Below are 15897 nucleotides of genomic sequence, written 5' to 3'. Positions count from 1 at the left end.
GGGGGGAGCTTCACCTCGGCCAACTCTCAGGGACGACAGAGGATCGCGTCGTTCACCGGTTCCACCGGATCGCTCGGTACCTGGAAGGGCACGGTGCCCGACGGGGCCGTGAACGCACTAACAGTTTCCCCGACCGGAGACCGGGTCGTCATCGGCGGTTCGTTCACTTCGTACAACGGCGCGACGACTCCCGGCTATGGAATGGCGGCGACGAATTCCAGCTCGGGCGCCGGAATGACCTGGAATATCGGCAAGCTCATCAAGAATGCTGGCCCTAACGGTTCTATTCTGTCGCTCACCTCGGATTCCGGCGGCGTCTACGGCACTGGGTACGACTATGGCCCCGGCGCCATGTTCGAGGGAACGTTCCGGGCCAGCTGGAGCAGCGGCAACACCGTCTGGATCGAGGACTGCCATGGTGACACCTACTCGGCCGTTCCGGTCGGCGACGTCGTGTACACGACCGCGCACGCCCACTTTTGTGGAAACATCGGCGGGTTCTCGGAAACCAGTCCGCGAACCTTTCATCGGACTCTGGCCTTTACGAAAAATGCAACAGGCACTATCACCCGGAACCGCACGGGTGGTAGCTACTTCAACTTTGAGGGGCGCCCCCGCCCGTCGCTGCTGACCTTCTACCCCGACATCAATGCTGGCAACTTTACCGGTCAAAGTCAGGGGCCGTGGAACGTAGCCGCCAACTCCCAATACGTGCTCTACGGCGGCGAATTCACCCTCGTCAACAACAAGAGGCAGCAGGGACTTGTGCGCTTTGCAGTGTCGTCTATCGCGCCCGACAAAGAAGGGCCACGGGTAACCGGCGCCAGTTTCACGCCAACGCTCACCACGCCAACCGCCGGAACGGTCACGGCCACCTGGACGTCGGACTACGACCGCGACAACGAATTGCTTACCTATCAGGTCTTGCGAAACGGCGTTGTCGTGCGCACGCAAACGGGGCTATCCGTCGACTGGAGCCGTCCCACGATTAGCTGGACCGACACCGGCCGTACGCCCGGAAGGACGTACTCGTACCAAATTCGGGTGAGTGACCCGTTCGGCAATACCGTCACCGGTGATGCCGTCAGTGTGAGAGTTGCCAGCGCCGCTACCCTCACGCAGACACCGGACCCGACTGCGTCCACCGAACCGAAAGTCGCTCCCGACGTGAATCTGTTGCCGGCACCCGAGGTCGCTCCCGACGCACAGCTCGTGCCGGAGCCGAAGGTGGTGCCTGAGCCCGAAGCGGTTCCCGACCCGGACGTCGTGCCTGAGCCCGAAGCGGTTCCCGACCTGAACGTGCTGCCTACGCCGAAGGGACAGGGTTAGCCGATCAGGAATGGCGTTAGCGGACCGTGCGGCGGGCTGGCCGTGCAACGGCCCGGCTGAGAACCTGGGTCAGCGATATCAGACGGCGTTCCTTCGTAAAGTGCAGGTTGACCGTCGACGGTTCGGGCAATGCTTCCCGAGCTCGGACGGACCGCTCCAGAGTGAGGAGCGCCGACGAAATATCAGCCAGGGGTGTACCGGTGCGTGCCACGCCGATGCCGCCGACAATGGGCAACACCTCGCCGGGCCCACCGTCGGCGAATCCCGCAGCCCGGACCCCCGCTCGCCATGCTTCAACGGGAACGAGGCCAAACGACTCGGGCATGGACGGAAAACAGGCAACAGCATCGATCTGGCTCGCGATGGATTCCAAGGATTTTGCCTCGCCGCGGTACTCGATCCGGGGGTCGCCCTCGATCAGGTGCAACACCGCGTCGAGAGCGGACTCCTGACCGGGAAATGGCGCACCGAACAGAAGCAGTCGCCAGGACGAACCGGTTGTCGGACGTTGGGGGCTTACCGCCGGCCACAGGGATTGGAGCGCCTGAGCCACCTCGAGGTGTCCCCGGCGGCCATTGACGCGGCCGATGACGGCGAGGGTGAACGGGTCGTGGAGCGTCGGTGCTCTGACGAGCGTGACCGGGTCGAACACGGGCGACGTCACGGTCAGTCGCGTGCGGGCGACCCCGTTGCCCTCCAGCCACGCTGCCGTGGCTTCGCTGCAGGCGCAGATCGGAAAGCGGCCGGGGGCCAGGAGTACCCGAACCAGGAGGTTTCCCAGGCGGCTGGGGAGGAGTTCGTGCACCGACAGGTAAAAACTCTTGCGTTTCAGGCGCAGGAGTGGAATGTACGCGGCGAGGGCGAGCGTCCATAAGACCACGACGTCGGCGTGGGTAATTTCTGGTCGAAGACGAACCGGATGCAGGAGGTCTGAGATCTTGCTGAGCCTCAGGACCGACAGCCCCGGGTCAACGATGACGGTCGCAGAGAGTCCGGACTGAGCCAGCTCCCCTTCAAGTGGTCCGGAATTTGGCACGATGACGGCCACCGTGTGGCCGAGGCTGAGGAGGCAGGAGATTTCCTGAATGAGCACGCGAGAGGCCCCGTAGGCGTCATTGTTCCCGTGCAGGATTGCGATGCGCATGTGTGGGCCTCATCAGTGGTCGGCAGCTTTCACACACTGTACAGGGTGGGCGGGTACCCCCAAAGTGGGCTCAGGTGCCCCCTTGGAAAGAAACCCCACGCGTGTATTAATGGCCCAACGACGTCTTCACCCGATCTATTTTTTTGAGCGGGTCCTCAGCTTGGAGTTCGATCATGGCCGTGCATGACCCCGCCGATACCGGCCCAAACTCCGCGGGCCGACGGCGTCGGCTGTGGTGGATCGCCGGGGCCGGACTGCTGGCCCTGCTCGTGGTCATCATGCTGGTGGCTAACGGTTGGGCATCCCAACGTGCCGATTCGGCCGATGTCACCGCGACGCGGTCCGTGACGACCCCATCCCCCGCTCCCTCCCGGTCGCCCGGCCCTTCGCCCAGCCCCGTGCCGGCCGAAACGACGCTGCCCGCCCCCAGCGTCCCCGACCCGAACGCCGGAGTCGGCGTTCCATCGAGCGAGGTCGCTCCGCCACGGGTTCAGGAACCGGTCCCACTGACGGACCCCGCCGTGGCCGTGCCCGGGGTCGTGTTCAGTATTAGCGAGCTCGAGGCGGTCGAGGGTGTGGCGCGGGGACCGGGCGAGATTGCCGGGCCGTCGCTCCGGTTCGCCGTCTCTGTTCGCAACGACACGACTGCGACCGTGTCGTTGACGTCAACCGTCGTCAACTTCTTCTTTGGGGCGGCCCAGTCGCCGGCCACCGAACTTGCCGCGCCGGGCGGAGTCCCATTTCCTGACGCGGTCGCCGCGGGCCAGTCCGCGCAGGGCGTGTTCGTTTTCACTGTCCCCGCTGATGCGCGAGACGAAGTGCAGATCGCTGTCGACTACTCGGCTGGCGTGCCGATCGTGCTCTTTGAAGGCGCGGCACCGCACTGACCAGGCCGTGCAAATGGCTGCCCCCCATAGAGGGTATTCCGTACTGAGAAAATCTCACTAGACTCCGTTGAATGCGACGGCCACCCGACGGCCCCGCTCCTCATCCGAGTAAGGAAATATCGTGGGATCTCTCTACGCGTCTCGACTGAACCTCGCAGGTCTGATTTCGGTTCGTAATCGGCCAGCACGCGCTGGTGTTTTCGGATTGTTGACCGCTGTCGCGGTTGTCGCCGCCGTTCTCACGGTTCCACTTCAGGCCGTAGCCGACACCGCTCCTACCGATCCGGCGACGCCGGTGACGATGGCCGCGGATTCCCTGCCCACCGCGCAGATCAACGGTGTGGTGTGGACCCAGCTGATCGTTGGCAACACAGTCTATGTGGGGGGTGAATTCACCAGAGCCCGCCCGGCCGGCTCAAGCGTTGGGGTGAATGAGGTGGTGCGCACCAATCTGCTCGCCTACAACCTGACGACCGGTGTGCTGATCCCGACGTTCAGCCCAAACCCCAACGGTGCAGTTCGAGCACTCGTCGCCTCCGCAGACGGCAGCAGAATCTATGCCGGCGGCTCGTTCACCTCCGTGAGCGGAGCCAACCGGTACCGTCTGGCGGCCTTTGACACCGGCACGGGCGCGCTCGTCGCCTCGTTTGCCCCAGTCCTGAACGCTCAGGTCAAAGCGCTCGGATTTTCGGGTGGCACGTTGTTCGCTGGCGGGGTCTTTAGCACTGCCGGTGGTCAGCCGCGCCCTCAGATTGCGTCCTTTGACGCCTCCAACGGTGCGTTGAAGGCCTGGTCAGGAACCCCGAGCGGCGGCGCCGTCAACGCCCTCACCGTCTCGCCCGATGGTGCCAAGGTCATTATCGGCGGCGCCTTCACCTCGTACAACGGCGCCAGCACCCCCGGCTACGGGATGGCGGCCCTCGACGCCGTCACCGGCGCCTCCCTGCCCTGGGCGGTCAACTCGCTACTCCGTAACGGAGGGATCAACGGCGGGATCACGAGCCTGACCTCCTCGCCCGATGGTGTCTTCGGCACTGGATACGACTATGGCGCTGGCGCCAACTTCGAGGGCACCTTCCGCGCCAGCTGGTCGGACGGTGCGATCATCTGGATGGAAGACTGCCACGGTGACACCTACTCCGCGGCCCTGACGCAGAATGTCGTCTATACCACCGGTCACGCGCACTACTGCGGCAATATTGGCGGACCGGTCGAGACGGCGCCGCGCTCCTACCACCGCACCCTGTCGTTCACGATGGCCACCACCGGACTCATTACGCCGAACGCCGTGGGCAGCTACGACAACTTCGTCGGCAAACCTCGACCGAGCCTGTTGAGCTTTTACCCGGACATCAACACCGGCGTCTACACCGGGCAAGGGCAGGGTCCCTGGAACGTCGTGACCAACGGTCAATACCTCTTGTACGCCGGCGAGTTCACCAATGTCAACAACAAGGGGCAGCAGGGTCTGGCGCGATTCGCCAGCTCCACGACCGCGACCAATAAAGAAGGGCCCCGCTTGGCCAACGCGGCCTTCGTCGCGTCGGCTTTCGTTCCAGACCTGCAATCGCTCTCGACCGGCACGGTGCGCATTGGGTGGAAGTCGGCCTACGACCGTGACAATGAGCGACTCAAGTACGAAGTTCTGCGTGATGGAGTATCGGTCGGCACCGTATTGGGTCTATCCGTCGACTGGTCCCGACCCAGCATGGGCTGGACGGACAGTGGGCTGTCCCCCGGGCAGGCATATTCCTATCAGATCAGGGTGAGCGACCCGTTTGGCAACGTGAAGACCGGAAGTTCGGCATCCGTTACCGTCGCAAGTGCCGGGAGCTACAGCGCGTACGCATCCGTGGTTCGTGCAGACTCGCCGACGTCCTACTGGCCGCTCGGCGAAGCCAGCGGAACGACGGCCTTCGACTGGGCCGCCGCCGCCAATGCGCAAACCAACTCTGGCGTGACCAGGGACGTCGCGGGTGCCCTCAGCGGCGACGATGGCTCTGCTTCGCGGTTCAGCGGCACTAACGCTGGGTTCGCCGCGTCCAGCGCGTTTGAAACGCCGCGCGGCGACTTCAGCGTAGAGTCCTGGGTCAAAACCACGACCACGCGTGGCGGTAAAATAATCGGCCTCGGCAACAGCACCACCGCCAACTCCACCGCCTACGACCGCCACGTTTATATGGACAATACCGGCCGAATCTGGTTCGGAGTCAAGCCGGGTGTTCTCCGCACGCTCAAGACGACGGGGTCCTACAATGATGGACAGTGGCACCACATCGTCGCCACCGTCGGCGCAAACGGTATGTCACTGTACATCGACGGAGCACTCGCCGCCCAACGCACCGACACGACGTCCGCCGCCCCGATTCAAGGTTATTGGCGCATTGGCGGCGACAATCTGAGCGGCTGGACCAGTCGGCCCCTGAGTGACTACATCGCCGCTGACATCGATGAAGTAGCCGTGTATCCGACCGCACTCGGGGCGGCATCCATCGCGAACCACTACGCCGTGGGCAGCTCCGGCCCTCAGGCCAACGTGCCGCCGACTGCGGCATTTAGCTACCAGACGTCGCCGCTTGCCGTTTCGGTGGACGCATCCGCTTCGACGGATGCTGATGGCACCGTTGCAGGATACGCCTGGTCGTGGGGCGACGGGACGAATTCGACTGGCAAAACAGCCACGCACAGCTACACCGTCGACGGCAGTTATCCGGTCTCCCTCACGGTTACCGATGACTCTGGCGCAACGGCCGTGACGACGCAGAACGTGCTCGTGCCGTCTGTCGATCCCAATCTTCCCGTGGCAACCGACGCGTTTTCCCGCGTCTTGAGCAGCGGGCTCGGCACAGCCGATAGCGGAGGCGCGTGGACCACGACCGGATCGTCGGGGAACTACTCGGTCAGTGAAGGTGTCGGGCGGTTTAAAGCCGCGGCCGGGGCCACGGTCAACGGATATCTGTCGGGCGTGTTCGTGGCTGACAGTGACGTGAGTGTGACGATGGCACTTCAGCAGGCGGCCACCGGCTCGGGAGCGTACTCGTCGGTTATCGGCCGACGAGTTGGCACCGATGATTACCGGGCCAGGGTCAAGTTCCTGGCTACGGGTGTTGTGCAGCTGCAGCTCATGCACGGTGCAACGACCTTGACGGTGCAAAACATCGCCGGGCTGACCTACGCAACAGGAACCCAGCTTCGGGTCCGGCTGCAGGTTTTCGGCACCGGGCCGACGACCCTTCGGGCTAAAGTCTGGAGCGTCGGCGGCACCGAGCCGTCGGCCTGGCAGCTCAGTACGACGGATGCCACGCCCGCCATGCAGGCGTCGGGCTCGGTCGGACTGGCCCTCTACCTCGGGTCAACGGCTACCGTGACTCCGGTCACCACGGCCTTCGACGATTTCGTCGCCCTGCGCGTCAATTGACCGATGCCGGTAGAGGCCGATCAGCGTGACTGATCGGAGGTGAGCAGCACCGCTGCTTGTGCAGGATTTGTGATGGGGAAATGCCAAAGAGGGGGAATCGTGACCAAAGAATATCCGGGTGGTAAGGCCAGCGTCGTGATCGCGGTCCTCACCTATTGTCGAGCCCGTGACCTGGTGGAGTTGCTGCCAGAGCTCCTTGACCAGGCCGCCACGGTTTCTCGGTCGATCGAGATTCTCGTCGTGGACAACGATCCGCACGGCGGTGCACGTGACCAGGTGGCTGCGGTCGCCGCTTCGAGTGGCTCCGTGCCGGTGAGGTACGTGCATGAACCGATTCCTGGGATCGCGGCCGGTCGCAATCGGGCCTTGACGGAAGCAGATCATGCCCAAGTGCTGATCTTCATCGATGATGATGAGCGGCCCACTGCCCAGTGGCTCTTGCAGCTTCTCGATACCTACGCTACTTTTCGCCCGGCCGCCGTGGTCGGTCCGGTGCTCTCGCGATACGACACGGAGCCTGAACCGTGGATTCGGGCCGGCGGCTTCTTTGAGCGCCGCCGATTCGCCACGGGGACGCCGGTTTCGCTCGCCGCCACCAACAATCTGCTCCTTGACCTCGTTCAGGTGCGCCGCCTCGGCCTGCAGTTCGACGAACGGTTCGGCATCTCCGGCGGTTCGGATTCGTTGTTCACCCGGCAGCTGCATCGCCTCGGCGGGCAAATGATCTGGTGCGATGAGGCCATTGTCATCGACGTGGTCCCAGCCAGCCGGCTCACCCGAGAATGGGTGCTGCAGCGCGCTTTCCGCATGGGCAATACCTGGAGTCGAATCAATCTCGACGACACCGCGCACGGCGAGCGGATGCTCGTGCGAGCCACCATGGTCGCCCGCGGCACCGCGCGGGTACTGGGCGGCCTTGCCCGCTACCTGACCGGATTGATCATCGGACAATTGCCCCATCGGGCCCGGGGGCTGCGCACCGCCGCCCGCGGTGCCGGCATGCTGAGCGGCTCCGTGGGGTCGATTTATCACGAGTACAAGCGCTAGCCCAGCACCAATGCCCTGTATGGGGGGCATTGGTAACTGACAAAGACTCAATATACTGCGACCTAGTGCGGTGGCTATTCGAAGGCTACGGTCCAAACCCTAAGTGAGGCCTTCTGGTGGCTGCTCCTCTGCTCATCTCTTCGCGCCGTCTTGTCGCTCCAGCGCCCAGCGGGACCCCGCGCCTGGCCCACCTGGCACGGGCAGGCTGGCTCGCTCTGGCGACGGCGGTCGCCGTGATCGCCGGAGTGCTGAGCGTCCCAGCGGTGGCGCTGGCGGATTCCGCACCGGTCGATGTCGGCACTCCGGCCACGGTCGCCGCGGATTCGCTGCCGACGACACAGATCAACGGTGTCGTTTGGACTCAGCTGATCGTGGGGAACACGGTGTACGTCGGAGGGGAATTCACCAGGGCTCGCCCGGCCGGCTCGGCCCGAGGTGCCAACGAGGTGGTGCGCAACAACCTGCTCGCCTACAACCTCACCACCGGACAACTCCTTTCCTCGTTCAACCCCAACGTCAACGGAGCCGTTCGTGCTCTGGTCGCTTCGGCCGACGGTACCCGGGTCTACGCCGGCGGGTCCTTCACCAAGGTCGGTTCGGACACTCGGTACCGCCTGGCGGCCTTTGACACCGGTACGGGCGCCCTGGTCTCCACCTGGAAGCCGGTCGTGAACGCCTCCGTGAAGGCGCTGGGATTCTTCGGCGACACGGTCTATGCCGGAGGAACCTTTTCCACCGCCGGGGGACAGGCTCGCACCATGACGGCCTCATTCGCTGCGTCCAACGGTGCACTCGGCACCTGGACCGGTACGCCTGCCGGCGGCGGGGTCAACGCACTGACCATCTCGCCTGACGGGGGCCGAGTCGTCATCGGCGGCGCGTTCACCTCGTACAACGGCAGCTCCAACCCCGGCTATGGCATGGCCGCAACGGATGCCGCCACCGGCGCGTCCCTTCCATGGAAGATCAACTCGATCATTCGTAACGGCGGCAAGGACGCCGCCATCTTGAGCCTGACCTCGTCGGATCAGGGCGTGATCGGAACCGGTTATGTCTTCGGAACCGGCGGAACTCTCGAGGGTGCGTTTCGCGCCAGCTGGGACGAGGGCGCGCTGATCTGGGTCGAGGACTGCCACGGCGATACCTACTCTGCCGTGCCAGTGGGCGACGTCGTCTACACCACCTCGCACGCTCACTTTTGTGGCAACATCGCCGGCCCGCCGCAGACCGACCCGTGGACCTTCCACCGCACCCTGACGTTCACATCGGAGGCGAAGGGAATCATCACCAGAAACCGGACAGGCGGCTCGTATTACAACTTTGAGGGAACGCCCCGGCCCGACCTGCTGACCTTCTACCCGGATATCAATTCGGGCACGTACACCGGTCAAGGGCAGGGGCCATGGAACATCACCGCGAATGAGGACTACCTGCTCTATGGCGGCGAGTTCACGATCGTCAACAATAAAGGGCAGCAGGGGCTCGCGCGGTTCGCGGCTCAGACCATCGCCCCGAATAAAGAAGGCCCGCGGGTCACAAATACCTCCTTCGTGGCCGCAGACTTCGTGCCGTCCGTCGCGTCCTTCGTGCCGGGAGGCACCCGGCTGAGCTGGATGAGCGCCTACGACCGTGACAACGAAAACCTCAGCTACGAAGTGCTCCGGGACGGTGTGAGCGTCGCGACCATCCTGGCCGACTCCACCGATTGGGACCGGCCGATGCTCAGTTGGAGCGACACCGGGCTGACACCGGGACAAAGCTACGATTATCGCATCCGCGTGACCGACCCATTCGGCAACAGTCGCACCGGTGCCGTGGCCTCGGTCACGGTTGCCGAGGGAGCGGGGCTGAGTGACTACGCGGCATCCGTTTTGGGTGACTCACCGCGGTCTTACTGGCCACTGGGTGAGCCGGAGGGCGCAACGGCCTTCGACTGGACCGGCGGAGCCGACCTGGCAGTGCGGTCGGGCGTGACCAGAGATGTCTCAGGCGCCATTGCTGAGCAGGCCGCCTCTCGCTTTGACGGAACGGCAAACGGGCTGGCCTCGACCGCAACGGCGGAAGAATCGTCGAACAACTTCAGTGTCGAGGCGTGGGTGAAAACCACAACCACCCGAGGCGGTAAAATCGTCGGATTTGGTGACAAGGCCACCGGCAGCTCGGCCGGGTACGACCGCCACGTCTATATGGACAACGGCGGCAAGATCTGGTTCGGCGCCTACCCCAGCGCGCTTCGCACCATTAATACGAGTGACAGCCATAACGATGGGCAATGGCATCACATTGTGGCCAGCCTCAGCCCGGCGGGCATGACGCTGTACGTCGACGGCACGCGCGCGGCCCATCGCTCCGACGTGACGACCGGGCAGGTCTACCAGGGATTCTGGCGAATCGGCGGAGATACCCTCAGCAGCTGGACCAGCCAGCCGACGAGCGGGTACATTGCGGCCGATATCGACGAGGTCGCGCTGTACAGCGGCCCGCTGAGCCGTCAGCAGGTGCTCGACCACTACGTCGCATCCGGCCGCACCTCACCGGTGCCGGCCGCCCCCGCCGACGCCTACGGTGCCGCCGTGTACGGTGCTGAACCCGACCTATACTGGCGGCTCGGCGAAGCTGCCGGAACGAGCGCCCTCGATGCCGGCCTGTTAGGCAATTCCGGAACGTACTCCGGAGCCGTCACGAAGGGTGCGGACGCACTGATCGCCGGGGCGAGCAATGCCGCCGCCACCTTCAACGGCGGAACGGTCAGCAGCGACACGCAATTCGTGAATCCGACGACGTACTCGCTCGAGGCCTGGTTCAACACGACCACGACGCAGGGTGGAAAAATCATCGGCTTCGGCAACCGCCAGAACGGGCTGTCGACCAACTATGACCGTCACGTCTACCTGCAGGATGACGGGCGTCTCGTCTTCGGAACCTGGACCGGCAAAGCAAACACGGTCACCTCAGCCGCCTCCTACAACGATGGCGTGAGTCACCACGTGGTCGCCGTGCAGTCTCCCGCCGGCATGGAGCTCTACGTCGACGGCGCACTGGTGGGTACGAATCCGCAACCGGCGGCGCAGGCCTACTCGGGATACTGGCGCATTGGCAGCGACCCCACCTGGGGCTCGAGCAGCCCGGCGCTCGCCGGTACCCTCGACGAGGTTGCGGTTTATTCCACCGCCCTGGCGCCAGGGGTCATCGGACAGCACTTCACGCTCGGATCGGGAAGAAGCACGGCCAACCTGCCACCGACAGCAGCCTTCGTCTCCTCGGTCGACGACCTGGCCCTGCAGGTTGACGCGGCGTCGGCGTCGGATTCCGACGGACAGATTGCGAGCTATGCGTGGACGTTCGGCGATGGCGCCACCGGCACCGCCGTCCAGGCGAGCCACACGTATGCCGAGTCGGGAATATACGAGGTCACCTTGACCGTGACCGACGATGCCGGGGCCACCTCGGCCGTCACCGAGTCGGTCACGGTCACCGCCGCCCCGCCGCCAGCTCCGGAGAATGCGCCTCCGGTTGCGGCCTTCACAGCGACGGCCACCGATCTTGCGGTCGCTGTCGACGGCGTCGGTTCGACTGACGCGGACGGCACGATCACGGGCTACACCTGGGCCTGGGGAGACGGCGCGACGGAATCTGCCGCCGTGGCAACGGCAACCCACGGCTACGCGGGAGCCGGCACCTATGAAATCGTGCTCACCGTCACCGACGATGCCGGTGCAACGGCGAGCGCTTCCCGCAGCGTTGTGGTCACCGACCCGGCGCCAGCGCCGGCGACAGCGTTCGCAGCGGATGCCTTCAGCCGAGCCATGAGCACCGGCTTCGGCGCAGCGGACCTCGGCGGGTCATGGACTACGACCGGATCAGCAGCAAACTACTCGGTCGGTGACGGCGTGGCCACACTCCGTGCCGTGCCAGGCAGGATGCTCAACGGCTATTTGAGCACGGTGTCATCCACTGAAACCGATCTGACCGTGACAACGGGCGTGCAGCAGGCAGTGACCGGCGGCGGCGTTTACCTCACGGCGATCGGGCGTCGGGTCGGTACGGATGACTATCGGGCGCGCGTTAAGCTGTTGGCCTCTGGGGCGGTGCAGGTGCAGATCCTGCACTATGCGACGAGTCTCAAATCCTTCACCATTCCCGGCCTCAGCTACGCGGCGGGCGATCAGCTGCAGCTCCGGGTACAGGTCACCGGCACCGCACCGACCACGCTCAAGGCGATGGCGTGGAAGCTGGGTGAGCCTGCCCCCGCTACCTGGCTGGTCAGCGCGACGGATTCAACGGCCGCCCTGCAGCAGGCCGGTTCGATCGGGGTGGCGTTCTACGTCAGTGGCTCGGCCACGGTGAGCCCGATGACGGCGACCTTCGATGACCTGGTCGCTGTGACGCCCCAGTAATTTGTCCAGGCAAGGCGCTATTTCGATGACAGGAACTGAGCAGGAAAGGGACCGCGCCGGATGCGGATCGTAACCACACGAGCGAGGTTGTACCGAACCCTGCGCAGCGCTTATCTTGAGCGTGCCCATGTGTTGCCGGAGGCGACCATTCTCTATCGGGCGAAACGATACGACTTTCACGAATCCCTGGTGGAGGGGCTCACCGTCGTGCAGGCCGGCCCGGTGCGCGCCGCCTGGCTGCTGGCCCGCTCGAAGGTGACCACCCTCGAAATCAACGAACCGCTTATGCTCTCAAGCGTGTGGGGCAGTGCGCTGGCCATCAGTGGCCTGCGAGCGCGGTCGCTGCTCGGTGGCCCGCGGGCGACGATCGTCAGCTACGCCATGGAAAACTTAAACCCCCTGGTCCGCCCGGTCGGCGAGGAAGGTCGGCTGCGGCGCTTCGCCAACAGCCGACTGTCGCGGTTTGTCTGGCGGCACACCGATCGCATCGCCTTCGGCACGGATGCCGCCAGAATCACCTACGGCAGCGCCCTGCGTCGGCCGTCAGCCGGGACCACGAGCACCGTCATCCCGGCTTTGCCCGCCCCGTGTGCCTGCCCGGTCGATTCCGGCCCTGGCGAGCAGCGCGTTGTTTTTCTCGGAGCGCTCGTGGCCCGGAAAGGCTTTCCTGAACTGCTTGCGGCCTGGCCGAGTGTCACCGCTCGCATTCCCGCAGCTCGGCTGACCATCATCGGCAAGGGGCTACTCGAAGACCGGGCCCGTCAAGCGGCCGAGCAAGACCCGACGATTGAGGTCATCATCGACCCGCCGCGCAGTGAAATTCACGCTCACCTGCGGCGCGCGAGAGTGCTCGCCCTGCCGTCTCAGCCCACGGCAACGTGGCGCGAGCAAATTGGCCTGCCCATAGTTGAGGGACTGGCCCACGGGTGCAATATCGTCACAACGTCGGAGACTGGCCTCGCGGACTGGCTCACCGAGCACGGCCACGACGTCGTCGCCCCCGGGGCGGGGGTTCCGGCGCTGGCGAACGCGGTCCTGCACGCCCTGCAGAAGCGGGTAGGAACTGGCACGGCCGACCTGCCGGCGGTCGACGGGCGCCTGGCCGCCGACGCCTGGATGTTCGTCGGGGCGCGCTAGAAGAAGCCAGCTCGGTGGATGGACGCTCAGCGCGCACGAGCGGCGCGAGCGGCGCACTCGTACGCCTCCAGGTGCCCGGCCACGCCGGTCTCCCAGGTGCGGGCCGAAAGATCAGGACGGGCCGTGTGGCGCGAGAACCGAGCGGCGGCGAGCGCGTCGGTGAGGTCCCCGGGCGAGAGTGTGTCGGGGTAGACCAACACCCAGTCGCCGCCCACCTCGTTCGCCAGCGCCTCGGTGACAGCGTTCCGCGGCACCAAAACGGGGCGGCCGAGAGACAAGGCCAACAGCGCGGCGCCAGAATTGTGCATCTCCTGGTAGGGGAGGACGACCAGCTCGGCCGCGCCGATCTCGTGGGCGAGCGTCTCGTCGCTCGCGTAGCCCAGGCTGAATTCGATGCGTGGGTCTCCGGCCGCCAGAGCGCTCAGCGTTCGGGCCAGCTCTGGCGTGTGGGGCTGACCGACGATCCGCAGCGTTGCGGACGATTCCGCAGCATCCGTTATCGCCGTGAAGCACTCGATCAGTGTGTCGATGCCCTTATAGGGGCGAATCAGGCCGAAATAGAGCAGGCGACCGGGAACTGTCGCGGGGCAGGTGTGACCGGCATACCACTCGCGGTAATCGCCGTGTGCAATCGTGCGTTCGAGCGCGCCCGCCGGAAGCGGAGTGAACGCGTTGAGCCGGATCCACAGGGTGGTGTGGCGGTCGAACGCTTGCAGCAGGCGCCGCTCGGTCGGTGACTTCTCTTCGTGGCTGCGCAGGTTATGCAGCGTACGAACTACGGCCGTGTGGCGCAGACGCAGTCGCGTCAGCAGAAGTTCGAACAGCAGGCGCCGAGCCAGCGCGCGCGCCGGGGTGCGCCCCTGCAGCAGAATCTCCGGCCAGTGCACATGGAACACGTCGTATGGTGCCGTCAACGCACGCCACCAGGAGAATCCGTCAACCTGCACGTGCTCCCGCAGCCCCCGGTCGAGTTGAACGAGGTAGGGGTTGGTCGTGGCGCGGCCCTCCGGAAACGACTGGAGGATGCGCACTACTTGGTCCGCGCCGATTCCGAGTCTCGGCGGCCGGAGTCATCGAACGCGGCTTTGGGCGCTCGGGTGGCCGTGACTCGGTTGACCGGTCCGGTCATTGGTGCGGACACTCCCTTCACGGGTGCGAGCGGTCCGTAGTAGACCTCGGCGCGATGTTCGCGCACCTGGTTCAGTACGATGCCGAGAATGCGGGCGTTGACCGCTTCGAGGGACTCGAGGGTGGTCGTGAGCTGCTGACGGGTGGTCGTTTTGTAGCGAGCCACAACGATGGCGCCGTCGGTGAGGTGAGATAGCCCGAGGGCGTCGGTCGCCGGAAGCAGTGGAGGGGAGTCGACGACGATGAAGTCATAGTCTTCGAGCAGGCGCTTCATCAGCGTTTTCATCGCGGCCGAACCGAGCAGTCGCCCGGGGTTAGGCGGGACGGCGCCGGACGGCAGTACATCGAGCCCATCGGACCAGCGCACGATGGCATCTTCGGGTCCGACGTCGCCGAGCAAAATTGTGGTGAGGCCGACGTCGCCCTCGAGGTCACACAGCTCGGCGATAGACGGGCGTCGCAGGTCGGCGTCGATCAGCAGCACCTTCGCGGAGCGCTCGGCCATGGCCAGCGCAAGGTTGATGGCGGTCGTGGATTTTCCGTCGCGAGCGACGGCGGAGGTGACGACTGTACTGCGCGGCGGGCTGTCAACGTCGATGAATTCGAGATTGGCGCGCACCCGGCGGTAGGCCTCGGCCAGCGCGCTGTGGGGCATGACCCGCATGGCCAGGCCCGCGGGGTCGGAGCGCCACTTACGCCCGACCATGCCGAGCAGCGGGTCCGATGAGACCCGGTCGAGGTCCTTCTGCGTGCTCACCCGGGTATCGAGAACCTCCCGAGCCAGGGCATAGAGCACGCCGACCATGAGGCCGAGCAGCAGGCCGGTGAGCACGATGAGCCTGGTATTGGGCGAAAACGGTGCACCGGGGAGTTGCGCGGGCGACACGGTCTTCACCGAGATCGACGGCAAATTGTCGGGGCCCTTGGGTGCCAGGCTCTCCACCGTCGTGGCGAGCGACAGCGAAACGGCGTCGGCCAGCTCGACGGCCTGCTCCGCTGACGTGCTGGTGGAGGTGATATTGATGAATACGGTATTGAGCGGCGTGACGGCGGACACCTGGGCGGCGAGGCTCTGGGTGGTCGTATCCAGTCCCAATCGGGTGATCACCGGGCCGAGAACGGTCGGCGTCGTCGCGAGCTGCGCGTAGGACTGTACGAGATTCTGCGTGAAGGTGGAGGTCTGCAGGAGTTCGCTGGTGGTCTCACCGCGATCGCTCGTGACGAAAACACTGTTGGTGGCCTGGAACTGCGGGGGCAGGCTCGCCGCATATCCCCACGCTGCCGCACCGCCGAGCAGCCCGACAATAAGGATGATCAGCCATCGCCTCGTGATGGTTCTCAAATAGTCGATCGGTTCCACAGCATTCTCCGTTCAGTTGCGCCCACACTACAATCAAGCTGATCAAAACT

The 15897-nt window shown here is 65.1% G+C and carries 8 protein-coding genes and 1 pseudogene; 6 read left to right on the top strand and 3 right to left on the bottom strand.

What is annotated here, in order from left to right:
• Window positions 1-1329, top strand: a pseudogene (locus E3O45_RS17565) (hypothetical protein); the annotation flags it as partial.
• 16 nt (window positions 1330-1345) lie between these two features.
• On the opposite strand, the gene E3O45_RS12510 reads toward E3O45_RS17565, so the two are convergent.
• The gene (locus E3O45_RS12510; protein ID WP_134443687.1) at window positions 1346-2473 is read right to left on the bottom strand and encodes a glycosyltransferase family 4 protein; all 1128 of its coding nucleotides are present in this window, start codon (window positions 2471-2473) and stop codon (window positions 1346-1348) included.
• A 173-nt stretch (window positions 2474-2646) separates the two neighbouring features.
• Between E3O45_RS12510 and E3O45_RS12505 the strand changes: the two genes are divergently transcribed.
• The 5 genes from E3O45_RS12505 (at window position 2647) to E3O45_RS12485 (ending at window position 13359) form a co-directional block, all read left to right on the top strand.
• Complete coding sequence (locus E3O45_RS12505) at window positions 2647-3360, top strand: hypothetical protein (RefSeq protein ID WP_134443686.1); 714 nt, start codon at window positions 2647-2649, stop codon at window positions 3358-3360.
• Between the two features lie 208 nt (window positions 3361-3568).
• A complete protein-coding gene (locus tag E3O45_RS12500) occupies window positions 3569-6778 on the top strand; it encodes a LamG-like jellyroll fold domain-containing protein (RefSeq protein ID WP_241985344.1) in 3210 nt (1069 codons plus the stop codon).
• A gap of 99 nt (window positions 6779-6877) precedes the next feature.
• Complete coding sequence (locus E3O45_RS12495) at window positions 6878-7825, top strand: glycosyltransferase family 2 protein (protein ID WP_241985343.1); 948 nt, start codon at window positions 6878-6880, stop codon at window positions 7823-7825.
• A 116-nt stretch (window positions 7826-7941) separates the two neighbouring features.
• A complete protein-coding gene (locus E3O45_RS12490) occupies window positions 7942-12222 on the top strand; it encodes a LamG-like jellyroll fold domain-containing protein (RefSeq protein WP_241985342.1) in 4281 nt (1426 codons plus the stop codon).
• A gap of 129 nt (window positions 12223-12351) precedes the next feature.
• Window positions 12352-13359, top strand: a complete 1008-nt coding sequence (locus tag E3O45_RS12485; RefSeq protein WP_241985341.1) for a glycosyltransferase — start codon at window positions 12352-12354, stop codon at window positions 13357-13359.
• A 26-nt stretch (window positions 13360-13385) separates the two neighbouring features.
• Here the strand turns inward: E3O45_RS12485 and E3O45_RS12480 are convergent, their stop codons facing one another.
• A complete protein-coding gene (locus tag E3O45_RS12480; protein WP_134443683.1) occupies window positions 13386-14390 on the bottom strand; it encodes a glycosyltransferase in 1005 nt (334 codons plus the stop codon).
• Window positions 14390-15847 carry a polysaccharide biosynthesis tyrosine autokinase gene (locus E3O45_RS12475; RefSeq protein ID WP_134443682.1) on the bottom strand — a complete coding sequence of 486 codons (1458 nt, stop codon included), beginning with the start codon at window positions 15845-15847 and terminating at the stop codon, window positions 14390-14392. Before E3O45_RS12475 ends, E3O45_RS12480 begins: the two co-directional genes overlap by 1 nt.
• Window positions 15848-15897: the final 50 nt, after the last annotated feature.

The organism is Cryobacterium sp. TMS1-20-1 (assembly GCF_004402355.1).
GTDB lineage: Bacteria > Actinomycetota > Actinomycetes > Actinomycetales > Microbacteriaceae > Cryobacterium > Cryobacterium levicorallinum.
Note: the sequence above shows the minus strand (reverse complement) of the source record. Positions and strands in the feature narration are given on the sequence as shown.